Genomic DNA, 22,836 nt, shown 5'->3' with positions numbered 1-22,836 from the left:
GCTTATGTAAGAAAACCCTATAAAATTAGGGTTTGAATATAAACCTTCTGTTCCTATCAGGAACCCATCTCCAGACTAGCGGCGTAGAGATCAGGGGGTTCGAGCCCCCTTGGCTCCATACCTGTAAACCCTTATTCTATAAGGGTTTTTTGTTTTGAAGAATAGGTTCATTTGCTGAATCCTCTAGTTGAGCGCAGTCAAAGTGAGCAGTTCATCTGTAAATCATGAATTTTCCATTACGCCTCTTTGTTCTTCAAAGACCGCCATGTCTTCTAAAGGTGGGGAGTAGACATGAAGAGACACCATTCGTTCGGACGTGGGATTAGACATTTTGTGAATTAAGCCTTTGGTTGAAATAAGGCATTCTCCTTCGTGGACAAAGTATGATTTGGAGAGTTCCGCGTGTTTGCCGGTTGAGCGATAAATAGAATTGAGAAGTTTTCCTTCCAATACCATTGCACAACCAATGGATTGGCCATGATCGTGGACTGCTGTCTCCTTGTTTGGCGGAATGTGAATCACGATGACTTCCAATTCATTGTTTCGATAGATGGCATTCCGGCCGTAAGCATACTGGTCTGGTTCCTGAATATACGGCTGACTCAATTTTGCTGCGTTTGGAATTTGTTTTAAAGCAGTTGCCAAATCCTTAACCGATGGGTTTTTCAAGCCGTTAAATATGTCGTGAATATACTCATACAGTTCCATTCGTTTTGCCTCCCTGGGTATTTAAAATGAAGCAGCATTGATATTTTGCAGATTAATTCATGGTATTTACCCATATACAATTTAGAGGCGGCAAACGCCCAGTGTACATAAAAAATTTGTGCGGTCAAAATGTTGTTTTTATTCCGATTTATTCGAGTTGGTTAGTTATATTCAAAACAGTTTACTTAAAATCGATTGAGGAAGCAAGCAGGGGCCCATCATTGTAAAGTGCCAGACACCTTAGCTCAAATCATGATATCAGATGAAAGTTGTTCAGGTTCTGTATTAGAAATTTACGCCATTGACAAAACAAAACCGATTTGAAATAATATTTGATTATATGCTCATTTGTTCACATATAGATAAAAGATTATATCATTTCCCATGTTAGGGATAGGATTAGAAGTAAAGCTAATGGCATCTAAAAACTATTAGCTTCTTTTGTTTTCAAAAAATAATGTGTTTCTTATGAATGATATAGGAAGGAATGACAACATGAAGACAAAACACTATTGGGTGATTTCTTTGCTCGCTGTTTTAGCGGTCGGGCCGGGATTGATGTCCAACACGGCATTGTCGTCAGTTCAAGGCCTTGTTCAGAAGACGGTTGGAACAAGTGACTTCACATCAGTGAATCCGATATTGATCGGCAATATGGCCTTTGCTTTATTGGTGCCGGCAGGACCGCTGTTGAGGAAAAAATTCGGAGCCCGTCCGATCTATCTGGCTTCATTACCTGTTTTTATACTTGGCTCACTGCTTTTCGCATGTTCCAGCGATATTGCATGGATGGCGGCAGGACGCTTTTTACAGGGTGCGGCTACAGGCGTTATGCTGATGGTTATGATTCCAATGCTTGTTTTGTCATTTCCGATTGAACGCAGAAACTATGCGCTGCTGGTGCTGATCGGCGGATTTTATGGCTCTGTGATCATCGGCACGATCCTTGGAACAATTGCATCAGGATGCGGCCACTGGAGATGGCTGTTTTACACCTTTGGTGCACTGTCACTGCTCGGTGTGTTAGTGAGCTATTTCTTTCTTCATGATGAGCATCATGGGGCGGCAGATCAAGAACAGCCGCTCGATAGTGCAGGGATCATTTTATCTGTTTGCCTCGCTGCAGCCTCAGCGGTTGCATTTATTTTTCTGCAAAAATGGGGGCTTTCATCAGGTTATGTATGGACTGGTTTTGGCGTTACGTTATGCTTGCTTCTCATTCTATTGATTGTGGAATATAAAGCGAAAAACCCCTTTATTTCTATTAAACAGATGCTGCTGCCAAAACCGGTGCTCGGCCTATTCATCATAGCTGCGGGGACGATAACGGTAGCTGTCAGCCTTTCTGCTTTTCAGGGCTTGCTCCGTCAAATGTATGGCATTTCTCAGGAGCATCTCATTCTTTTAAACTTGACGCTTTTAATCGGAGTGGCGATCGCCGCTGTTGTGAGCGCTTTGTTTTATGATAAAGTCGGGCCCGGGATGCTCGGTATTATAGGCGCCCTCATTCTCGTATTTGTGAATTTTCAATGGCTGCATATGCAGGATCATTCGTCTCTTTATATGTTCGCAGTGCTGTTTATCATGCTTGCGGCTGGAACGGGGCTGACAGTCGCCGCAGGACTGATGGGAGCTGCTATGGGCGGCCCGCTGCCCGATTTGGTCAAGAGAATGACAGCCGTTCAGTTTTTAAGGTTATTTGTCTATATGGGAGTTCCAATCCTCATCGGCTTTTTCACGAAAAAAGATGCTGCTAGACAGAACGGTTCGATGCAGGATTCTATGATGACTGCTTATCATGATCTCTTTTTCATTTCATTTATCCTGAGCGTGCTGCTCGTTTGCCTGTCATTCTGTATGAACGCTACAGGCATGGGGCACAAGCTGGCGCATAAACCCCATGATAAAGCGAAACCGACTCCGGAAAAACCAGCTGTTTCAGCACATAGATTGTCACATAAAGTGATACATGATAGAGAATATCGTGATGCACTCAGAAAGCTTAAACAGAAATATGATATGTGATCAAAGCCTTTTCCTTGAGGGGAAAGGTTTTTTGTTTGCAATCTTTTCCTAACTTTATCCTTAAAGAATTGAAAAATATTAGAAGTGCAAGTAAAATTCTAAAAGGTAGATTCTTTTACATTCGTAATCTTTTAACTTGAAGGAAGGTTTTCATGGCTCGTAAAAAACTAAAAAAACGCAGACTCTTCATTACACTATTTTTCATCGTATCTATTCCGCTAGCCCTGTTTGTATTGGCGACAACTTTATCAAAACCGATTGAAACATCCAAAGAACCTGAAGAAGTTGATGAACAGCAAGTATTCATTGACAGCCTGTCAGGACATGCACAAATTTTGTATGAGAAATATCATGTTCTTCCCAGCATCACGATCGCTCAGGCTATTCTCGAATCTGACTGGGGGAACAGCGAGCTTGCTGCTAAAGCCAACAACCTCTTTGGTGTAAAAGGAAACTATAAAGGACATCACGTCACGATGGAAACAGACGAAGTGGAAAAAGGGAAGAGAAAAACCATTCGCGCAAAGTTTCGAAAATACAGCACGTTTTTTGAATCGATGGATGACCACGCCCAATTGTTTGTCCGCGGCACAACATGGAATAAAAAGAAGTATAAACCGGTGCTTGAGGCTGGAGATTATAAGGAAGCGGCAACTGCCTTGCAAACAGCAGGATATGCTACAGACCCTGACTACGCTGACAAAATTAGCGATATTGTGGAAAAATACGATTTAGCTGAGTACGATAAGGTAAATCCATCCCTCAAATCAGTGGATTTAAACGCCTCCATTAAAGACAGTGCCGTTCAAGACGTATGGTCCAAGCCTTCTACTGATGATCGGTCCATAAAGCTCACTTCTGTCCAATCTTACGTCGGAAAAGACATAAAGGTCGTATCTAAAAAGCAGCAAGGCCAATCGGTATGGTACCAATTTCAAATCAATGATAAACTCATCGGCTGGATTGACGATTCTGCTGTTGAAATAAAGGAGGCAACCTAAACCCTTCTTACTGGTATTTTTAATTCTTTGTTCCATTCAGGGGAATTTGAGGTATAATATTCCACGGAAGTTATCACTTATTGACTATGTTTAGGAGGGGATAAAGATGCAGAAATATAGACGGAGAAACACGGTTGCCTTTACAGTATTGGCTTATTTCACTTTTTTTGCGGGAGTATTTTTGTTTAGTATCGGACTCTATAATGCTGATAACCTGGCACTCAATGAAAAAGGCTATTATATTGCAGTTATGATACTTGTAGCAGTCGGTGCGATTCTTACACAAAAAGTGACCCGTGATAACGCAGAAGATAACGAAATTATCGCGGAACAAGAAAAAAGACAGAATCAATCTCATATCGAATCATAAAAAATCCGGCGCCTGCACGCCGGATTTTTTCATTTCACCCTGTAAACACCTCGCCGTCAGGGTAACGGATATTTGATTTCTCTGTTCTCGCGAATGAAAACACGAACGTCAAAGGACCAATTCTTCCAATGAACATGATGATGATAATGATGCATTTTCCCGCTGTTGTCAGTTCAGGAGTAAGGCCCATCGTAAGTCCAACAGTTCCAAAAGCGGAAAAGGTTTCAAAAACAACTTGAATAAATGGCGCTTTTTCTGTGATCGTCAGGGCGAATATCCCTAAAAACACGATGAACAAACTGGTGACGCTCACGGCTAAAGCTTTAATAATAATTGGATATTTGATGGAGCGACGGAAAATAACCGTTTCTTTTTTACCTCGCAAATAAGCGATAACAGACGTTAAAATCACGATGAACGTAGTCAGCTTAATGCCGCTCGCCGTTGAGGCGCTGCCAGCTCCGATAAACATCAATAATAAAATAAATACAATGGTTCCTTCTCGCATACTTCCGAAATCGAGGGAATTGAAGCCCGCGGTTCTCGGGGTCACTGCCTGAAAATAGGAAGCCCACAGTTTATCTGCTAGATGCAGGTGGCCGAGGGTGCCGGGGTTGCTGTACTCTAATATAAAAATCACAAGCATCGCAATCGCATTCAGAATCAACGTTCCTGTCAGCATGAGCTTTGTATGTAAAGAAAAGGTTTTAAATCGCCGATTTTTCAAAATGTCATACAGAACCGTAAATCCGATGCCTCCTGTGATAAATAAGAACGTAATCACAAGATTTACGGTAGGGTCCCCAACGTAGCTCATCAAATTATCCGGCCACAACGAAAACCCGGCATTGTTAAAAGCAGATATGGCGTGAAACAGACTGGCAAACAAGCCGGCCGCCCAGCCATACTGGGGTATAAGCCTGATGGATAAAATGAGTGCTGCCATCAATTCAATGCTGATGGAAAACAGAAACAGGACTTTGACAAGTCGTATGACGCCGCCGATTGTCGGCTGGTTTAAGGCTTCCTGAACCAGCATTCGTTCTTTTAATCCGATTTTTTTCCCTAATATCATCACGATCAAAACAGCGAAAGTCATAAAGCCAAGCCCGCCGACCTGAATCAGCCCCATGATAACCGTTTGCCCGAATACCGTAAATTGAGTGCCTGTATCGACAACAGCAAGTCCTGTAACGGTGGTAGCAGAAGCCGCCGTAAAAAGGGCATCTATCCATGACAATGGCTTTGTTGTGGAAATCGGAAGCATCAAGAGCGCAGACCCGATCATAATCGTAAGGAAAAAACCGATTGCAAGCACTTGAGGCGGTGTCAACCGAACCCATTTGATGACTTTATCCTTTTGAAGTGTCACCTTTGTCTACATCCCTTCGTTTTCAAAACGCTTAATATCCTTTTTGTGCCCCATGATCACAAGGCAGTCCTGTTCGTGAATGGTGTCTTCAGGTGCGGGAGAAAGACGGATATCTCCATGATGTTTAATAGCCAGGATCGTGCAGCCGTACTTCGCTTTTACATCCAAATCATTAATCGATTTTGAATCAAGCTTGCGTGTTGCCAGCAGTTCAACAATACTGTAATCATCTGATAAATCAATGTAATTCAAAACATTCTCGTCAGAAAGACTGTGTGCGATTTTGACGCCCATATCCTTTTCAGGATGAATGATGCGGTCAGCGCCGATCTTTTCAAGCACCTTGTGATGATAATAGTTTTGAGCTTTTACCCAAATATTCGGAATGTCCAATTCCTTCAATAATAGCGTAGTCAAGGTGCTCGCTTGAATATTCGCTCCGATGGCAACAATCACATATTCAAAATTGCGTATTCCTAACGAAAGCAATTCGTTTTCTTCGGTGGCGTTGGCAATCACCGCATGTGTCGCATAAGAAGCGTATGCATTTACCTTTTCCTCGTTGATATCAATCGCAAGGACCTCATGGCCCATTCTGTGCAGCTCTTTGCAAATGCTTCCGCCAAACCGGCCCAGACCGATCACGGCAAATTGCTTATTTTTTATTCTTCCCAATGTTCATAACTCCCTTAGTAAAGTAACGTTTTTGAACCAAAAAAGACCATTTCGAAGAATGGCCGCTAATAGACCTCCTCTCTGCATACGCCTACGAGGTTAGCTGTCGGATTAGGGATTCAGAGTACCCCTTCTTACTAAGTAAGATTCACCCCAAGGCTGGTAAAAAAACAGCCAATCGTTGGTTCCCCCGTTCGTGTTTGATTAAGCGATAAAAGAGACTGTATGAAATTGAACACTCAAGAATTTACTCCTGTTTCTAGTGTTTGTCAATTTAAATTTTAAACCGGAAAAAAGACATTGGGAATAGAGGAAAAAGGGGGAAAACGCAAAAAAGACCGGCGTTAACCGGTCTTTCAGATTATTTGGAGTCGCATGGCTGAGTCGGAGGAGTGCTGCGTTTAGCGACGTCAATGCTGGCTTCTGCGTAAAATCTATCTCCGACGCTCAATGATCTATTCTCCGCACGGAAAGTATATGTACCAGCGGCAGGAAGTGTTTTGTTATTCAGTCTTAATTTGAACTCGCCAGCTCCTAACAAATCAAGTGCCAAAGGAATTCTTACTGTTTTGCCGTTATTGAGGATCTGTGTTGTACGCAAAGCATGTCCGTTCATTGTGTCTTTTGTATTTGCAGTAAATCCGCTTGGTAATGTAAATTCCATCACACCAAGGCTCAGAAGCGTGTTTGGACGATACGTCAATTCGATATCTGAGAAAGACCATTCCGTTTTGCTCGCCCCTGTGATAGTTGCAAACAACGAAGCTGTTGCCTGTGTTTTCATCGTTGATTCAGTATGAGCTTTAGTTGCTGTGGATTCAGCCGCAAAAGAAGCTGTAGGCGCAGAAACGAGTAAACCAAGACTTAATGCGCTGATTGCCAAAGAAGATAATAATTTGCGTTTCATAATAAATTCCCCCTAATTAAGTTGATAAAAATACACAGGCCTGCCGTTTTTCACCTCCCCTTACCGGCCAAATACAAATTTTACCTACATAAAAACTATCATCATTTTTTTTGGGAGTAAATGGTATGTTTTTCCCGTATTTTTCAAATTTTTAATAATTTCATATAAAAGAACAAAAAACGCCCGGTTTCCCAGGCGTTTTCTGTTTACTTTGTTTCGATCGGTATAAACTTAAAAATTTCTCCGCTTTGCACCGCATCAGCGAGCCGCTTCAGCCAGTCATAGTAAGCTTTAGAGCTTTCCAGCTGTTCGAATAGCTGCAACGCTTCATTTTTAATGTCCTCATTAAGACCTTCCTTGTTTAAAACGTCTTGTAAATCAGCCTGAGCTTCCTCAATTGCTGCTACATTCACTTGAACTTCCCGCTCCCATTTAGGCGGAAAGAAATTCGTGAAAAATTTGAAGAAATCTTTTTCAGCGACAAATGTATGCTTGCGGATGCCCCGATGAAATGTTTTTTTCACTACATTTAAGTCTTGAAGCTTTTTGACGCCTGTGCTCATGCTTGGTTTGCTCATTTGCAATTCCTCACGCATTTCGTCAAGCGTCATCTCATCCCTCATATACATCGTTCCATATAAAATCCCGACACTGCGGGTAATTCCGTAAAGATCCATCGTTTCAGCAATGGAGTCGATAACAAGATCGCGTGCCTGTTCTATAGCTGCAAATTCTGGACTTTCATCCATACTGACCCTCTTTTCCTTTAGAAAGTTAAATTCGTTAAGTTATTTCTTTATGTTCTTTATCTTAACGAAACATAAGGAAAAGTCAAAAAGAAAAAACAAAAAGGGGCTTTGACAGTTTAAAATTCGTATGTTAGATTAATGTTGTTAAAAACGTTAAATTTTTATTTAACAAACTTTATTTACGTCAAGGAGGCTTATATGAGTCAAACATTATACATTGACGGAGAATGGATCAGTGCCGAAAAAGGACAGATCCGCACCATTATCAATCCATTTAATCAAGAAGAAATTGCAGCAGTAAGCGAAGGAGGGCGAGAGGACGCCATCAAGGCAATCGCAGCCGCGCGCAGAGCATTTGATAAAGGGGAGTGGTCATCGCTATCCGGGCTTGAACGCGGAAACATTGTTCTGAAAATTGCGGAATTAATCAGGCGTGATCTTGATGAGCTGGCTGAGCTTGAATCCCTTGATACGGGAAAAACACTCGAAGAAAGCAAGGCCGATATGAATGATATCGCCAATGTTTTTCAATATTACGCCGGATTGGCAGATAAAGATGGCGGAGAGATCATTTCATCTCCGATCCCTGATTCAGAAAGCAAAATCATCAGAGAGCCAATCGGGGTTTGCGGCCAGATCACTCCGTGGAATTATCCGCTCCTGCAAGCAAGCTGGAAAATCGCACCCGCACTTGCTGCAGGTAATACGATTGTTATGAAACCGAGTGAGATCACGCCGCTGACGACAATTAAGGTCTTTAAGCTGATGGAAGAAGCCGGTGTTCCAAAAGGTGTCGCGAATCTTGTCCTTGGACCGGGAGCCACAGTAGGCGATGAGCTTGCCGTAAATAAAGACGTCGATTTGATTTCGTTTACGGGCGGAATTGAAACAGGCAAAAGCATCATGCGTGCGGCAAGCGGAAACGTCAAAAAAATCGCGCTTGAATTGGGAGGCAAAAATCCAAATATCGTTTTTAGGGACGCGGATTTAGAAGTCGCGGTCGATCAGGCATTAAACGCTGTATTCTTCCACGCCGGCCAAGTGTGCTCTGCCGGTTCCCGCTTGCTTGTTGAAGAAGCCGTTCACGATCAGTTTCTAGCAGAGCTTGTCAAACGGACGAAACGCATTAAACTCGGAAATGGTTTTCACGCCGAGACAGAAAGCGGCCCGCTTATTTCAGCGGAGCACAGGGCAAAGATCGAAAAATATGTAGAGATTGGAATAGAAGAAGGGGCCAAGCTGGAGACAGGAGGCAAACGTCCGGAGGACCCTGAGCTGCAAAACGGCTTTTTCTATGAACCTACTATTTTCTCAAACTGCAAATCTGATATGAGAATCGTTCAGGAAGAGATTTTCGGCCCTGTATTGACAGTCGAAACCTTCAGCTCTGAAGAAGAGGTCATCGCGCTTGCGAACGATACCATCTATGGCTTGGCTGGAGCGGTATGGTCAAAAGATATTGAGAAGTGTGAACGTGTAGCAGCCCGTTTGAGAATGGGCACAGTCTGGATTAACGATTTCCATCCTTACTTTGCACAGGCGCCGTGGGGCGGCTATAAGCAATCCGGATTCGGTCGCGAGCTTGGAAAAATAGGCCTTGAAGAATACACAGAAGTCAAACACGTGTATCGCAATACAAAACCGGCAGCGGTTAATTGGTTCAATTCATAAGAGGGGGAGATTGATGATGACATTAAATATGAAAGTAGAAAGCATGCACAAATTCCACACATTTGAAATTCCAACTGTGATTAAGCACGGAATCGGGGCTGTCAAGCATATGGGTGAAGAAGTAGCTGCGCTGGGCGTGTCAAAGGCGCTCCTTGTCACAGACCCTGGGATTTATAAAGCCGGTGTCGCTGATCCTGTTATTGAGTCGCTAAAAGAAGCGGGCATTGAAGTAGTGCTCTTTCATAAAGTAGAGCCAAACCCGCCCGTCCGTCTGGTGAATGAAGGGTCTGAGCTATACAAAAAAGAGAACTGTAATGGTTTAGTGGCAGTCGGAGGCGGAAGCTCCATGGATACAGCAAAAGCAATCGGAGTAGAAGCGACTCACGAAGGAAGCGTGCTTGATTATGAAGCTGCAGATGGGAAAAAACCGCTGGAAAATCGTATTCCTCCGCTGACGACAATTCCGACAACGGCCGGAACAGGATCAGAAGTCACTCAATGGGCGGTTATCACAGATGAAGCAAGGGAATTCAAATTCAACACGGGCGGCCCGCTGATCGCGGCGCACCTGACCATCATTGATCCTGAGCTTCATATTTCAATGCCTCCGCATGTAACGGCCATGACAGGAATCGATGCGCTTGCTCATGCCATTGAGTGCTATACAATGAAATTTGCACAGCCAATCACGGATGCAGTTGCCTTGATGGCGATTGAATATGCCGCTCATTACATTAAAAGAGCATTTGCTGACGGAGAGGATCTGGAAGCAAGATACGGAATGGCGCAGGCTGCGATGCTTGCCGGTCTTTCTTACGGCAGTGAATCAGCGGGCGCCGCTCATGCGATGAGCCAAACGCTTGGCGGTATCATTCCAGTTGCTCACGGTCAATGTGTGGCCGCGATGATGGGCCCTGTCATGGAGTATAACTGGAAGGGCTATCCTGAGAAATTTGCACGCATTGCAAAAGCATTCGGAATTGATACAAGCAAGATGACAACAGAAGAAGCTGCGAAAGCATCTGTCAATTGGATGTATGACCTTGTCGAAGACTTAGAAGTACCGACTTTAGAAGAGCAGGGAGTCTCACCTGATATGATCGAACGCTTGTCAAAAGAAGCGATGAAAGATCCGCAAACCTTTGGAAACCCTAGAGATTTAAATGAAAAAGCATATCATTGGATCTACAAGCGCTGCTTTAACCTGATACCGAAAACAGTATAACTACATGTCCCGCTCCTTTACAGAGCGGGCTTTTTTTTAGATAATGAAGCACAGATGGAAATTTCAGAGAAAGAAGGTGCCGGCTGATGTGGAAGCGCATGAGTGCAAAAACGGAAGGACTATATATCGCAGATACAGAAAGTTTCGTAACAAAGCAAATGGACAAGCTTGATTTTGATTATGGCGGCATCCCTGGCGACTTGCATTTTGGCCTGACAAAAAAAGCGGGAGCCAGAGAACCGATGTTTTCTAGAGGGACAGAAATTTTCAACCGAAGACAAATTTCAATTGTATCAGCAGAGGAATGCGACGAAATGGCTTTAAAAATGGGAGTGCCGAGCATTTTCCCGGAGTGGCTCGGCGCGAATGTGGCAGTCAGCGGCATACCTGATTTCACTTCATTAAAAGAAGGAAGCCGGCTCATTTTTCCTAGCGGAGCCGCATTGCTGTGTGAGGGAGAAAATGATCCGTGTATCCAGCCGGGAGAAGTCATTCAGTCCTATTATCCGGACAAGCCGAAGCTGGCACCTGCTTTCGTCCGCCATGCATTGGGCATGAGAGGGATTGTCTGTATTGTTGAGAGACCTGGTGCTGTTTACGCAGGTGATGAAGTCGAAGTTTATTCCTATCAGCGGAAAGTCAAACGAAAAGCAGAAAGGGTCTGATCAAATCAGGCCCTTTCTACCTTTTCTTTAATTTCTTTAATCTGGCTGAGATGCCGTTTTTCATGATGGCCGATAAAATCGATCCACTGTTTGACAGTCAGCTCTTGAAACACAGGATGCGGAAGCACTCTTTCAAAATCCTCTTCTTTCAGAGAGGCAATTACAGCTGTCAGCTGCTCTCTTACTACATCGAGCTCGCGTTTCATTTGGCTGCTTGAGATAAAATCATGCGCAGGCTCAAGATGACTCGGGGCTTTCCGTTTATTATTTCTGTTTTGCGCTGCCTCAAGCGATTTTTCTTCAATTTCTTTAATCGGAGCTTCCTTTACACGTTCCTTCAGCATTTGTTGTGCGGTCATATCGATTTTTTTCAAATGGTCAAGAACTTCCCGAATACTCCATTCCTCAGCAGAAGGCTTTTGATTCAGCTTTTCATCAGAAAGTCCTTTGATTTCGTTCCACGTTTCTAATCTGGCTTCATTAAAGATACTCATCATATCTCCTCCTAAAATGACATTACCATATATATAGGCAATTATCATTCATCAAGCACTTCAAAATGGGTTATTTGTCTTAAAATTTCGAAACCTTTTCGGCAGTGTCTCGTATAAATGGTAACGGCAGCCGTTCATCAATGCATTGATGAAGAAAGGATGAGGAAATTGGAGTTACTTGGAGTTCCTATACAAACGATTTATCTTTATGTGCTGATTATTGCTGGCAGTCTTACGCTGTTATTTTTGTTTTTCGGAGATGTATTTGCAGGGCTGTCAGAAGGCATTCCGTTTCTTAATCCTACATTAGTGCTTGCATTTTTTACATGTTGTTCGGCAGGCGGATACATTGGCGAGCTCGTATTGCCGCTGTCCAGCCTGTTAATAGCGCTTTTCTCTTGCATCCTTTCGATCATGCTGGTGGTATTGCTTCACCTCTTTGTCCTGGTGCCATTATCATCCGCTGAAGAATCATTGGCTTATAAAGAAGATGATCTAAGAGGCAGGGTCGGTAAAGTGATTACAGCTGTTCCTGTTGATGGGTTTGGTGAAGTGGTCATTGAAGGGATAGGCGGCACCATCTCGAAGTCAGCGATCAGCTTTGAAAATCAACAGATCGGTTATGGCACAAGAGTGCTAGTCGTAGATGTCAAAAACGGAGTTCTTTCGGTTATTCCGCATGAACCCATCTAAATCAAGGAGGAATGTAATATGACAATGCCGATTATAATTGTCATCGGAGTTGTATTCTTTTTATTAATTGCACTAATAGCTGTGTTTATTACAAAGTACCGTACGGCAGGGCCTGATGAAGCCTTAATCGTAACCGGGAGCTATTTGGGCAATAAAAATGTTCACGTCGATGAAGGCGGCAACCGTCTTAAAATCGTCCGCGGCGGAGGAACCTTTGTCCTTCCCGTCTTTCAGCAGGCAGAGCCGCTAAGCCTTTTATCAAGCAAACTTGATGTTTCGACACCTGAAGTCTATACAGAACAAGGAGTGCCTGTAATGGCCGATGGAACTGCGATTATTAAAATCGGCGGTTCTATAGGAGAAATCGCTACAGCGGCCGAGCAATTTTTAGGAAAATCAAAAGACGACCGTGAGCAGGAAGCGCGGGAGGTTTTAGAAGGCCACCTTCGTTCCATTCTCGGCTCCATGACAGTAGAAGAAATCTATAAAAACAGAGAAAAGTTCTCTCAAGAGGTGCAGCGTGTCGCTTCACAGGATCTCGCAAAAATGGGACTTGTGATTGTCTCCTTTACCATTAAAGATGTCCGTGATAAAAACGGTTACCTTGAATCATTAGGAAAACCGAGAATTGCCCAAGTAAAACGTGATGCTGATATCGCAACAGCTGAGGCTGATAAAGAGACCCGAATAAAGCGGGCGGAAGCCGCTAAAGATGCAAAAAAATCAGAACTTGAACGGGCGACGGAAATTGCCGAAGCTGAAAAAATCAATCAGCTCAAAATGGCTGAATACCGCAGAGAACAAGATACGGCAAAAGCGAATGCTGACCAGGCTTATGATTTAGAGACTGCCAGAGCTCGCCAGCAGGTCACAGAGCAGGAAATGCAGGTTAAAATTATCGAACGCCAAAAACAAATTGAACTAGAAGAAAAAGAAATTCTCCGCCGTGAACGTCAATACGACTCAGAAGTGAAGAAAAAAGCCGACGCAGACCGTTATTCTGTTGAGCAGTCAGCAGCAGCTGAGAAAGCCAAACAGCTCGCGGAAGCCGACGCCAAGAAGTACAGTATAGAAGCAATGGCGCAAGCTGAGGCCGAAAAAGTCAGAATTGACGGACTGGCAAATGCAGAAGCTGAAAAAGCGAAAGGGGAAACAGAAGCTGAGGTAATCCGCCTAAAAGGTCTTGCAGAAGCGGAAGCCAAAGAGAAAATTGCCAATGCCTTTGAACAGTACGGGCAGGCGGCGATTTTCGATATGATCGTAAAAATGCTTCCGGAATACGCGAAACAAGCAGCGGCTCCTCTTTCAAATATTGATAAAATCACCGTGGTTGATACAGGAGGAAGCGGTGAATCAAGCGGTGCCAACAAAGTAACAAGCTATGCGACGAACTTAATGTCAAGCCTGCAAGAAAGCTTAAAAGCCTCGTCGGGAATTGACGTAAAAGAAATGATGGAGAACTTTTCAGGAAAAGGAAACGTAAAACAAAGCATTAATGAATTAACAAATGAAATCAAAGAAGCTAAAGCAGCCCCAAAATCAGAGTAATGAGTAAGGGAAGGAGAGAAGCGGGTGGTAGCTGTACGTGAAGCGAAGGTAGAGGATATAAAGGACATTGCAAAAGTGCATGTAGACAGCTGGAGGACAACATACCGCGAAATGATCCCGGCTGATTATTTAAACAGTCTGAACTACAAGGATTTTGAAGACAAATGGAAAAGGCGCTCGTTAAAGGGTGTATTTGTCGCTCAGGATGAAAAGGGTTCGATATTCGGCTTTGCTTCATTTGGACCTATCCGCTCTGAACAAGAAGGTTACGACGGCGAGCTATACGCAATTTATCTTCTGGAAGAGTGCCAGCGTCAAGGTGCAGGCAGGGCGCTCTTAATAAAAGGAGCAGAATTTTTGCTTCATCATGGTTTTTCGAGCATGTTTGTATGGGTCATTGAGCAGAACCCCTCGATTATATTTTATCAGTCCTATTCACCTGAAAGAGTAGCGGAGGACAGCATTGATATCGGGGGAGTAAGAATCAAAGAAGTGGGCCTTGGCTGGCCGGATCTTTCTGCTTTGAAAACAGTTCTCAAAAGATAACAAAAACCCCCCAGCGGACTGCGCTGGGGGGATTCGCTTTTAAGTTTTGTCAGTTTTGAGCAAACGCGGTGCGGTTAAAAACAATAAACAAAGGACAATTGCACAAATGATGAAAGAAGGGACCATATAAGTAGCATTATAAGTTAAAGAATAAATCCATACCGGCGTTCCTTCTGGAGCGTAGCTGCCGAAAAACACAGCCCCTGAAATGACATGCGCGGTATAACGCAGGAAACTGCCGATAAAAACTGCACCGATCACTGAAGCAATTAATTTACCTTTTGTTTTGGATTCAGCAGCTTTACGGACAGAAGAAGCGAAACAGCCGCTTACGCCGATAGCTGAGAACGCGATAATATAATCTAACAGCAGCTGTATAGGATGTTGTGGGAATAAGTTTCCGATCGCTATTTGTACCAGACCTGTCAATAAACCGGTAGTAAGGCCTGCTTTGACACCCCAGCGAAACGAAATCAAAAAGATGGGTATCATCATGATGGAGACCGAGCCTCCTTGAGGCATACTGAGAAACATTCCTGAAACGATGTCTAAAATAACAGCAGCCGCAGTCATAATGGCAATTTCAATAAGGCGAACCAGTTGCTTAGATTGATTCATAAAAATCCCCTTCCATTGATAGACAATCCAAAAGGACAACAAAAAAGCAGCACGCGGAAGGATGAGAAAAGTTCCACGCACTGCTTTACGAGCTGCAATTCATTTGACTTTGCCACATCCCTACGCCAGCGTTAACTAACAGGTTCAAAGGGTCAGAACGAAATCGCTCACTCTCAGCTTTAATGCTCCCCTTGTGGTCATCAGTATTCAGTTCGTTTCTACTATACAAGAAAAAGAAAAAAACAACAAGATTACATTATTGGTGTATATGTTCTTTTAAAATAGTTATATCTCATGACAAGGATTATAGTTTATTTGTTTTATAATTTTTTTGCCAAAACTATTGCAATAAATAAATACGGATGTTATAGTATTAAACGTCGCTGATGAACAGCAGACAAAATAAGAAGCTTCAAAACAATTTAAAAAGTTGTTGACAAAAAAGAGGCTGAATGTTATATTAGTAAAGCTGCTTCGCTAGGCGGCAGTCATGATCTTTGAAAACTAAACAAGACAAAACGTACCTGTTAATTCATTTTTTAAACAAATCGCACAGCGATGTGCGTAGTCAGTCAAACTTTTATCGGAGAGTTTGATCCTGGCTCAGGACGAACGCTGGCGGCGTGCCTAATACATGCAAGTCGAGCGGACAGATGGGAGCTTGCTCCCTGATGTTAGCGGCGGACGGGTGAGTAACACGTGGGTAACCTGCCTGTAAGACTGGGATAACTCCGGGAAACCGGGGCTAATACCGGATGGTTGTTTGAACCGCATGGTTCAAACATAAAAGGTGGCTTCGGCTACCACTTACAGATGGACCCGCGGCGCATTAGCTAGTTGGTGAGGTAATGGCTCACCAAGGCGACGATGCGTAGCCGACCTGAGAGGGTGATCGGCCACACTGGGACTGAGACACGGCCCAGACTCCTACGGGAGGCAGCAGTAGGGAATCTTCCGCAATGGACGAAAGTCTGACGGAGCAACGCCGCGTGAGTGATGAAGGTTTTCGGATCGTAAAGCTCTGTTGTTAGGGAAGAACAAGTACCGTTCGAATAGGGCGGTACCTTGACGGTACCTAACCAGAAAGCCACGGCTAACTACGTGCCAGCAGCCGCGGTAATACGTAGGTGGCAAGCGTTGTCCGGAATTATTGGGCGTAAAGGGCTCGCAGGCGGTTTCTTAAGTCTGATGTGAAAGCCCCCGGCTCAACCGGGGAGGGTCATTGGAAACTGGGGAACTTGAGTGCAGAAGAGGAGAGTGGAATTCCACGTGTAGCGGTGAAATGCGTAGAGATGTGGAGGAACACCAGTGGCGAAGGCGACTCTCTGGTCTGTAACTGACGCTGAGGAGCGAAAGCGTGGGGAGCGAACAGGATTAGATACCCTGGTAGTCCACGCCGTAAACGATGAGTGCTAAGTGTTAGGGGGTTTCCGCCCCTTAGTGCTGCAGCTAACGCATTAAGCACTCCGCCTGGGGAGTACGGTCGCAAGACTGAAACTCAAAGGAATTGACGGGGGCCCGCACAAGCGGTGGAGCATGTGGTTTAATTCGAAGCAACGCGAAGAACCTTACCAGGTCTTGACATCCTCTGACAATCCTAGAGATAGGACGTCCCCTTCGGGGGCAGAGTGACAGGTGGTGCATGGTTGTCGTCAGCTCGTGTCGTGAGATGTTGGGTTAAGTCCCGCAACGAGCGCAACCCTTGATCTTAGTTGCCAGCATTCAGTTGGGCACTCTAAGGTGACTGCCGGTGACAAACCGGAGGAAGGTGGGGATGACGTCAAATCATCATGCCCCTTATGACCTGGGCTACACACGTGCTACAATGGACAGAACAAAGGGCAGCGAAACCGCGAGGTTAAGCCAATCCCACAAATCTGTTCTCAGTTCGGATCGCAGTCTGCAACTCGACTGCGTGAAGCTGGAATCGCTAGTAATCGCGGATCAGCATGCCGCGGTGAATACGTTCCCGGGCCTTGTACACACCGCCCGTCACACCACGAGAGTTTGTAACACCCGAAGTCGGTGAGGTAACCTTTTAGGAGCCAGCCGCCGAAGGTGGGACAGATGATTGGGGTGAAGTCGTAACAAGGTAGCCGTATCGGAAGGTGCGGCTGGATCACCTCCTTTCTAAGGATATATACGGAATATAAGACCTCGGGTCTTATAAACAGAACGTTCCCTGTCTTGTTTAGTTTTGAAGGATCATTCCTTCGAAACGTGTTCTTTGAAAACTAGATAACAGTAGACATCACATTCAATTAGTAAGACAAGATATCACATAGTGATTCTTTTTAACGGTTAAGTTAGAAAGGGCGCACGGTGGATGCCTTGGCACTAGGAGCCGATGAAGGACGGGACGAACACCGATATGCTTCGGGGAGCTGTAAGCAAGCTTTGATCCGGAGATTTCCGAATGGGGAAACCCACCACTCGTAATGGAGTGGTATCCATATCTGAATACATAGGATATGAGAAGGCAGACCCGGGGAACTGAAACATCTAAGTACCCGGAGGAAGAGAAAGCAAATGCGATTCCCTGAGTAGCGGCGAGCGAAACGGGATCAGCCCAAACCAAGAGGCTTGCCTCTTGGGGTTGTAGGACACTCTGTACGGAGTTACAAAAGAACGAGGTAGATGAAGAGGTCTGGAAAGGCCCGCCATAGAAGGTAACAGCCCTGTAGTCAAAACTTCGTTCTCTCCTGAGTGGATCCTGAGTACGGCGGAACACGTGAAATTCCGTCGGAATCCGGGAGGACCATCTCCCAAGGCTAAATACTCCCTAGTGACCGATAGTGAACCAGTACCGTGAGGGAAAGGTGAAAAGCACCCCGGAAGGGGAGTGAAAGAGATCCTGAAACCGTGTGCCTACAAGTAGTCAGAGCCCGTTAACGGGTGATGGCGTGCCTTTTGTAGAATGAACCGGCGAGTTACGATCCCGTGCAAGGTTAAGCAGAAGATGCGGAGCCGCAGCGAAAGCGAGTCTGAATAGGGCGCATGAGTACGTGGTCGTAGACCCGAAACCAGGTGATCTACCCATGTCCAGGGTGAAGTTCAGGTAACACTGAATGGAGGCCCGAACCCACGCACGTTGAAAAGTGCGGGGATGAGGTGTGGGTAGGGGTGAAATGCCAATCGAACCTGGAGATAGCTGGTTCTCTCCGAAATAGCTTTAGGGCTAGCCTCAAGGTAAGAGTCTTGGAGGTAGAGCACTGATTGGACTAGGGGCCCCTACCGGGTTACCGAATTCAGTCAAACTCCGAATGCCAATGACTTATCCTTGGGAGTCAGACTGCGAGTGATAAGATCCGTAGTCGAAAGGGAAACAGCCCAGACCGCCAGCTAAGGTCCCAAAGTATACGTTAAGTGGAAAAGGATGTGGAGTTGCTTAGACAACCAGGATGTTGGCTTAGAAGCAGCCACCATTTAAAGAGTGCGTAATAGCTCACTGGTCGAGTGACTCTGCGCCGAAAATGTACCGGGGCTAAACGTATCACCGAAGCTGCGGACTGTTCTTCGAACAGTGGTAGGAGAGCGTTCTAAGGGCTGTGAAGCCAGACCGGAAGGACTGGTGGAGCGCTTAGAAGTGAGAATGCCGGTATGAGTAGCGAAAGAGGGGTGAGAATCCCCTCCACCGAATGCCTAAGGTTTCCTGAGGAAGGCTCGTCCGCTCAGGGTTAGTCGGGACCTAAGCCGAGGCCGAAAGGCGTAGGCGATGGACAACAGGTTGATATTCCTGTACCACCTCCTCACCATTTGAGCAATGGGGGGACGCAGGAGGATAGGGTAAGCGCGGTATTGGATATCCGCGTCCAAGCAGTTAGGCTGGGAAATAGGCAAATCCGTTTCCCATAAGGCTGAGCTGTGATGGCGAGCGAAATATAGTAGCGAAGTTCCTGATTCCACACTGCCAAGAAAAGCCTCTAGCGAGGTGAGAGGTGCCCGTACCGCAAACCGACACAGGTAGGCGAGGAGAGAATCCTAAGGTGATCGAGAGAACTCTCGTTAAGGAACTCGGCAAAATGACCCCGTAACTTCGGGAGAAGGGGTGCTCTGTTAGGGTGCAAGCCCGAGAGAGCCGCAGTGAATAGGCCCAGGCGACTGTTTAGCAAAAACACAGGTCTCTGCGAAGCCGCAAGGCGAAGTATAGGGGCTGACGCCTGCCCGGTGCTGGAAGGTTAAGAGGAGCGCTTAGCGTAAGCGAAGGTGCGAATTGAAGCCCCAGTAAACGGCGGCCGTAACTATAACGGTCCTAAGGTAGCGAAATTCCTTGTCGGGTAAGTTCCGACCCGCACGAAAGGCGCAACGATCTGGGCACTGTCTCAACGAGAGACTCGGTGAAATTATAGTACCTGTGAAGATGCAGGTTACCCGCGACAGGACGGAAAGACCCCGTGGAGCTTTACTGCAGCCTGATATTGAATGTTGGTACAGCTTGTACAGGATAGGTAGGAGCCTTGGAAACCGGAGCGCCAGCTTCGGTGGAGGCATCGGTGGGATACTACCCTGGCTGTATTGACCTTCTAACCCGCCGCCCTTATCGGGCGGGGAGACAGTGTCAGGTGGGCAGTTTGACTGGGGCGGTCGCCTCCTAAAAGGTAACGGAGGCGCCCAAAGGTTCCCTCAGAATGGTTGGAAATCATTCGCAGAGTGTAAAGGCACAAGGGAGCTTGACTGCGAGACCTACAAGTCGAGCAGGGACGAAAGTCGGGCTTAGTGATCCGGTGGTTCCGCATGGAAGGGCCATCGCTCAACGGATAAAAGCTACCCCGGGGATAACAGGCTTATCTCCCCCAAGAGTCCACATCGACGGGGAGGTTTGGCACCTCGATGTCGGCTCATCGCATCCTGGGGCTGTAGTCGGTCCCAAGGGTTGGGCTGTTCGCCCATTAAAGCGGTACGCGAGCTGGGTTCAGAACGTCGTGAGACAGTTCGGTCCCTATCCGTCGCGGGCGCAGGAAATTTGAGAGGAGCTGTCCTTAGTACGAGAGGACCGGGATGGACGCACCGCTGGTGTACCAGTTGTTCTGCCAAGGGCATCGCTGGGTAGCTATGTGCGGACGGGATAAGTGCTGAAAGCATCTAAGCATGAAGCCCCCCTCAAGATGAGATTTCCCATTCCGCAAGGAAGTAAGATCCCTGAAAGATGATCAGGTTGATAGGTCTGAGGTGGAAGTGTGGCGACACATGGAGCTGACAGATACTAATCGATCGAGGACTTAACCACATGTTGAATGATGTTATACCTGTTATCTAGTTTTGAGAGAACACCTCTCTAACAGCGGAAAAGCAAGGAAACTCCGCTAAGGGCTCTCACATCCTGTGAGAAACGCCCAGTACCTTCATCCTGAAGGCATTTGTTTGGTGGCGATAGCGAAGAGGTCACACCCGTTCCCATACCGAACACGGAAGTTAAGCTCTTCAGCGCCGATGGTAGTCGGGGGTTTCCCCCTGTGAGAGTAGGACGCCGCCAAGCAATTGCACGTTAGTGCAATTATGGAGGATTAGCTCAGCTGGGAGAGCATCTGCCTTACAAGCAGAGGGTCGGCGGTTCGAGCCCGTCATCCTCCACCATTTTTATTATACATATCGGTTTTACATATATGCCGGTGTAGCTCAATTGGTAGAGCAACTGACTTGTAATCAGTAGGTTGGGGGTTCAAGTCCTCTTGCCGGCACCACTTTTATATGGTATAATACTCAAGTCTCTTGTAAAAAGAGCCATTAGCTCAGTTGGTAGAGCATCTGACTTTTAATCAGAGGGTCGAAGGTTCGAGTCCTTCATGGCTCACCATTTATATGTTGCGGATGTGGCGGAATTGGCAGACGCGCTAGAATCAGGCTCTAGTGTCTTTACAGACGTGGGGGTTCAAGTCCCTTCATCCGCACCATTTTTGCGGAAGTAGTTCAGTGGTAGAACACCACCTTGCCAAGGTGGGGGTCGCGGGTTCGAATCCCGTCTTCCGCTCCAACTATACCATCCACGCCGGGGTGGTGGAATTGGCAGACACACAGGACTTAAAATCCTGCGGTAGGTGACTACCGTGCCGGTTCAAGTCCGGCCCTCGGCATTAAGTTTTGCGCCCGTAGCTCAATTGGATAGAGCGTTTGACTACGGATCAAAAGGTTAGGGGTTCGACTCCTCTCGGGCGCGCCATGTTCTATATGAAATCGGGAAGTAGCTCAGCTTGGTAGAGCACATGGTTTGGGACCATGGGGTCGCAGGTTCGAATCCTGTCTTCCCGACCATTCTTGGGGCCTTAGCTCAGCTGGGAGAGCGCCTGCTTTGCACGCAGGAGGTCAGCGGTTCGATCCCGCTAGGCTCCACTTGATTTCAATAAATATTTGGCGGTGTAGCTCAGCTGGCTAGAGCGTACGGTTCATACCCGTGAGGTCGGGGGTTCGATCCCCTCCGCCGCTACCAATGGACCTTTAGCTCAGTTGGTTAGAGCAGACGGCTCATAACCGTCCGGTCGTAGGTTCGAGTCCTACAAGGTCCACCACTATACGGAGGAATACCCAAGTCTGGCTGAAGGGATCGGTCTTGAAAACCGACAGGGGTGTCAAAGCCCGCGGGGGTTCGAATCCCTCTTCCTCCGCCATATATATTCTTCTTAATCATCGCGGGGTGGAGCAGTTCGGTAGCTCGTCGGGCTCATAACCCGAAGGTCGCAGGTTCAAATCCTGCCCCCGCAACCAAATTATATGAATGAAATAAGGAGTGCCCGAAGGGTGCAACCAAATCATCATATTTAATGGTCCGGTAGTTCAGTTGGTTAGAATGCCTGCCTGTCACGCAGGAGGTCGCGGGTTCGAGTCCCGTCCGGACCGCCATTTAAATAATAAGGCTCGGTAGCTCAGTTGGTAGAGCAACGGACTGAAAATCCGTGTGTCGGCGGTTCGATTCCGTCCCGAGCCACCATTTATCAATATATATTTTGGCGGTTGTGGCGAAGTGGTTAACGCACCAGATTGTGGCTCTGGCATTCGTGGGTTCGATTCCCATCAATCGCCCCAAATAATAATTGCGGGTGTAGTTTAGTGGTAAAACCTCAGCCTTCCAAGCTGATGTCGTGGGTTCGATTCCCATCACCCGCTCCATTTTTATATTGTCATGGGCCTGTAGCTCAGCTGGTTAGAGCGCACGCCTGATAAGCGTGAGGTCGATGGTTCGAGTCCATTCAGGCCCACCATGATTTCTGTATTCCACAGTAGCTCAGTGGTAGAGCTATCGGCTGTTAACCGATCGGTCGCAGGTTCGAATCCTGCCTGTGGAGCCATATGGAGAAGTACTCAAGTGGCTGAAGAGGCGCCCCTGCTAAGGGTGTAGGTCGTGTAAGCGGCGCGAGGGTTCAAATCCCTCCTTCTCCGCCATATGATTACAGATATAAGCTCTCAACATCGGCCCGTTGGTCAAGCGGTTAAGACACCGCCCTTTCACGGCGGTAACACGGGTTCGAATCCCGTACGGGTCATCCAAAACCTTGCATATCATGCAAGGTTTTTTTATTTTCTATAAATTATATGATATACATTACATTTCATTCTTTCTTCTATAAACAGATAACA

The 22,836-nt window shown here is 46.1% G+C and carries 16 protein-coding genes, 21 tRNA genes, 3 rRNA genes and 2 riboswitches; of the genes, 33 read left to right on the top strand and 7 right to left on the bottom strand.

Annotated elements, in window-relative coordinates:
- Nucleotides 1-222 precede the first annotated feature (222 nt).
- Nucleotides 223-708: a cysteine dioxygenase gene (gene cdoA / locus G4P54_RS15930; protein ID WP_167873190.1), complete on the bottom strand. Its 486-nt coding sequence runs from the start codon at nt 706-708 to the stop codon at nt 223-225.
- Nucleotides 709-1,203: 495 nt separating this feature from the next.
- Here cdoA and G4P54_RS15925 point away from each other — a divergent pair, with 495 nt between their 5' ends.
- From G4P54_RS15925 to G4P54_RS15915, 3 genes are all read left to right on the top strand, one after another.
- Complete coding sequence (locus G4P54_RS15925) at nt 1,204-2,733, top strand: MFS transporter (RefSeq protein ID WP_167873189.1); 1,530 nt, start codon at nt 1,204-1,206, stop codon at nt 2,731-2,733.
- A 152-nt stretch (nt 2,734-2,885) separates the two neighbouring features.
- Entirely contained in the window at nt 2,886-3,734 is an 849-nt protein-coding gene (lytG, locus tag G4P54_RS15920) for an exo-glucosaminidase LytG (protein ID WP_167873188.1), read from the top strand.
- A gap of 106 nt (nt 3,735-3,840) precedes the next feature.
- Nucleotides 3,841-4,104 (top strand): YiaA/YiaB family inner membrane protein, encoded by a 264-nt coding sequence (locus tag G4P54_RS15915; protein ID WP_167873187.1) that lies wholly within the window; start codon nt 3,841-3,843, stop codon nt 4,102-4,104.
- 34 nt (nt 4,105-4,138) lie between these two features.
- Here the strand turns inward: G4P54_RS15915 and ktrB are convergent, their stop codons facing one another.
- The 4 genes from ktrB to gbsR all read right to left on the bottom strand — a co-directional run bounded on the left by ktrB (nt 4,139) and on the right by gbsR (nt 7,807).
- Nucleotides 4,139-5,476, bottom strand: coding sequence for a Ktr system potassium transporter KtrB (gene ktrB, locus G4P54_RS15910; protein ID WP_167873186.1), 1,338 nt, complete (start codon nt 5,474-5,476; stop codon nt 4,139-4,141).
- Between the two features lie 6 nt (nt 5,477-5,482).
- Nucleotides 5,483-6,151: a potassium uptake protein KtrA gene (gene ktrA, locus G4P54_RS15905; RefSeq protein WP_167873185.1), complete on the bottom strand. Its 669-nt coding sequence runs from the start codon at nt 6,149-6,151 to the stop codon at nt 5,483-5,485.
- 72 nt (nt 6,152-6,223) lie between these two features.
- Nucleotides 6,224-6,372: riboswitch (cyclic di-AMP (ydaO/yuaA leader) on the bottom strand.
- Between the two features lie 140 nt (nt 6,373-6,512).
- A complete protein-coding gene (gene bslA / locus G4P54_RS15900) occupies nt 6,513-7,058 on the bottom strand; it encodes a biofilm surface layer hydrophobin BslA (RefSeq protein ID WP_024713035.1) in 546 nt (181 codons plus the stop codon).
- 206 nt (nt 7,059-7,264) lie between these two features.
- Complete coding sequence (gene gbsR / locus G4P54_RS15895) at nt 7,265-7,807, bottom strand: transcriptional regulator GbsR (protein ID WP_024713036.1); 543 nt, start codon at nt 7,805-7,807, stop codon at nt 7,265-7,267.
- Nucleotides 7,808-8,005: 198 nt separating this feature from the next.
- Between gbsR and betB the strand changes: the two genes are divergently transcribed.
- The 3 genes from betB to G4P54_RS15880 all read left to right on the top strand — a co-directional run bounded on the left by betB (nt 8,006) and on the right by G4P54_RS15880 (nt 11,368).
- On the top strand, nt 8,006-9,478 hold the full coding sequence (gene betB, locus G4P54_RS15890) for a betaine-aldehyde dehydrogenase (RefSeq protein ID WP_167873184.1): 1,473 nt from the start codon (nt 8,006-8,008) through the stop codon (nt 9,476-9,478).
- A gap of 16 nt (nt 9,479-9,494) precedes the next feature.
- Nucleotides 9,495-10,703, top strand: a complete 1,209-nt coding sequence (gbsB, locus tag G4P54_RS15885; protein WP_167873893.1) for a choline dehydrogenase — start codon at nt 9,495-9,497, stop codon at nt 10,701-10,703.
- A gap of 86 nt (nt 10,704-10,789) precedes the next feature.
- Entirely contained in the window at nt 10,790-11,368 is a 579-nt protein-coding gene (locus G4P54_RS15880) for an MOSC domain-containing protein (RefSeq protein WP_024713039.1), read from the top strand.
- 5 nt (nt 11,369-11,373) lie between these two features.
- Here G4P54_RS15880 and G4P54_RS15875 read toward each other — a convergent pair whose 3' ends face one another.
- On the bottom strand, nt 11,374-11,862 hold the full coding sequence (locus G4P54_RS15875; protein ID WP_024713040.1) for a DinB family protein: 489 nt from the start codon (nt 11,860-11,862) through the stop codon (nt 11,374-11,376).
- Nucleotides 11,863-12,030: 168 nt separating this feature from the next.
- Between G4P54_RS15875 and G4P54_RS15870 the strand changes: the two genes are divergently transcribed.
- Genes G4P54_RS15870 through G4P54_RS15860 form a run of 3 tightly spaced genes read left to right on the top strand, consistent with a single transcriptional unit; the run spans nt 12,031 to nt 14,649 of the window.
- Nucleotides 12,031-12,555 carry an NfeD family membrane protein gene (locus tag G4P54_RS15870; RefSeq protein ID WP_167873183.1) on the top strand — a complete coding sequence of 175 codons (525 nt, stop codon included), beginning with the start codon at nt 12,031-12,033 and terminating at the stop codon, nt 12,553-12,555.
- An 18-nt stretch (nt 12,556-12,573) separates the two neighbouring features.
- Nucleotides 12,574-14,103 carry a flotillin lipid rafts scaffold protein FloT gene (gene floT / locus G4P54_RS15865; RefSeq protein WP_167873182.1) on the top strand — a complete coding sequence of 510 codons (1,530 nt, stop codon included), beginning with the start codon at nt 12,574-12,576 and terminating at the stop codon, nt 14,101-14,103.
- A 24-nt stretch (nt 14,104-14,127) separates the two neighbouring features.
- On the top strand, nt 14,128-14,649 hold the full coding sequence (locus G4P54_RS15860) for a GNAT family N-acetyltransferase (RefSeq protein WP_167873181.1): 522 nt from the start codon (nt 14,128-14,130) through the stop codon (nt 14,647-14,649).
- Between the two features lie 39 nt (nt 14,650-14,688).
- Here G4P54_RS15860 and thiT read toward each other — a convergent pair whose 3' ends face one another.
- Nucleotides 14,689-15,267, bottom strand: a complete 579-nt coding sequence (thiT, locus tag G4P54_RS15855) for an energy-coupled thiamine transporter ThiT (RefSeq protein WP_167873180.1) — start codon at nt 15,265-15,267, stop codon at nt 14,689-14,691.
- Nucleotides 15,268-15,367: 100 nt separating this feature from the next.
- Nucleotides 15,368-15,469, bottom strand: a riboswitch (TPP riboswitch).
- A 378-nt stretch (nt 15,470-15,847) separates the two neighbouring features.
- On the opposite strand from thiT, the gene G4P54_RS15850 reads away from it, so the two are divergent.
- From G4P54_RS15850 to G4P54_RS15735, 24 genes are all read left to right on the top strand, one after another.
- A 16S ribosomal RNA gene (locus G4P54_RS15850) occupies nt 15,848-17,397 on the top strand.
- Nucleotides 17,398-17,566: 169 nt separating this feature from the next.
- Nucleotides 17,567-20,494: ribosomal RNA gene (locus G4P54_RS15845) — 23S ribosomal RNA — on the top strand.
- Nucleotides 20,495-20,627: 133 nt separating this feature from the next.
- A 5S ribosomal RNA gene (gene rrf, locus G4P54_RS15840) occupies nt 20,628-20,743 on the top strand.
- The 16S, 23S and 5S rRNA genes sit together here with 21 tRNA genes alongside, the layout of an rRNA operon.
- 22 nt (nt 20,744-20,765) lie before the next feature.
- Nucleotides 20,766-20,841: transfer RNA gene (locus G4P54_RS15835), tRNA-Val, on the top strand.
- Between the two features lie 31 nt (nt 20,842-20,872).
- A tRNA-Thr gene (locus G4P54_RS15830) sits at nt 20,873-20,948 on the top strand.
- Between the two features lie 37 nt (nt 20,949-20,985).
- Nucleotides 20,986-21,061, top strand: a tRNA-Lys gene (locus G4P54_RS15825).
- 10 nt (nt 21,062-21,071) lie between these two features.
- A tRNA-Leu gene (locus G4P54_RS15820) sits at nt 21,072-21,158 on the top strand.
- Nucleotides 21,159-21,163: 5 nt separating this feature from the next.
- Nucleotides 21,164-21,238 (top strand) — tRNA-Gly (locus G4P54_RS15815).
- Nucleotides 21,239-21,252: 14 nt separating this feature from the next.
- Nucleotides 21,253-21,338: transfer RNA gene (locus tag G4P54_RS15810), tRNA-Leu, on the top strand.
- A gap of 9 nt (nt 21,339-21,347) precedes the next feature.
- Nucleotides 21,348-21,424 (top strand) — tRNA-Arg (locus G4P54_RS15805).
- 15 nt (nt 21,425-21,439) lie between these two features.
- Nucleotides 21,440-21,516 (top strand) — tRNA-Pro (locus G4P54_RS15800).
- A gap of 5 nt (nt 21,517-21,521) precedes the next feature.
- Nucleotides 21,522-21,594, top strand: a tRNA-Ala gene (locus G4P54_RS15795).
- 20 nt (nt 21,595-21,614) lie between these two features.
- Nucleotides 21,615-21,691 (top strand) — tRNA-Met (locus tag G4P54_RS15790).
- A gap of 2 nt (nt 21,692-21,693) precedes the next feature.
- Nucleotides 21,694-21,770, top strand: a tRNA-Ile gene (locus tag G4P54_RS15785).
- A gap of 6 nt (nt 21,771-21,776) precedes the next feature.
- Nucleotides 21,777-21,869 (top strand) — tRNA-Ser (locus tag G4P54_RS15780).
- A gap of 20 nt (nt 21,870-21,889) precedes the next feature.
- Nucleotides 21,890-21,966, top strand: a tRNA-Met gene (locus G4P54_RS15775).
- 58 nt (nt 21,967-22,024) lie between these two features.
- A tRNA-Asp gene (locus G4P54_RS15770) sits at nt 22,025-22,101 on the top strand.
- Nucleotides 22,102-22,113: 12 nt separating this feature from the next.
- Nucleotides 22,114-22,189, top strand: a tRNA-Phe gene (locus G4P54_RS15765).
- Between the two features lie 19 nt (nt 22,190-22,208).
- A tRNA-His gene (locus G4P54_RS15760) sits at nt 22,209-22,284 on the top strand.
- Between the two features lie 10 nt (nt 22,285-22,294).
- Nucleotides 22,295-22,368: transfer RNA gene (locus G4P54_RS15755), tRNA-Gly, on the top strand.
- 15 nt (nt 22,369-22,383) lie between these two features.
- A tRNA-Ile gene (locus G4P54_RS15750) sits at nt 22,384-22,460 on the top strand.
- 12 nt (nt 22,461-22,472) lie between these two features.
- Nucleotides 22,473-22,547 (top strand) — tRNA-Asn (locus G4P54_RS15745).
- Nucleotides 22,548-22,550: 3 nt separating this feature from the next.
- Nucleotides 22,551-22,641: transfer RNA gene (locus tag G4P54_RS15740), tRNA-Ser, on the top strand.
- 29 nt (nt 22,642-22,670) lie between these two features.
- A tRNA-Glu gene (locus tag G4P54_RS15735) sits at nt 22,671-22,742 on the top strand.
- Nucleotides 22,743-22,836 lie beyond the last annotated feature (94 nt).

This window comes from Bacillus tequilensis (assembly GCF_012225885.1).
In the GTDB taxonomy this organism is placed as follows: Bacteria; Bacillota; Bacilli; order Bacillales; family Bacillaceae; genus Bacillus; species Bacillus tequilensis.
The sequence above is the reverse complement of the archived record's forward strand: the minus strand, read 5'-3'. Positions and strand labels throughout refer to the sequence as shown.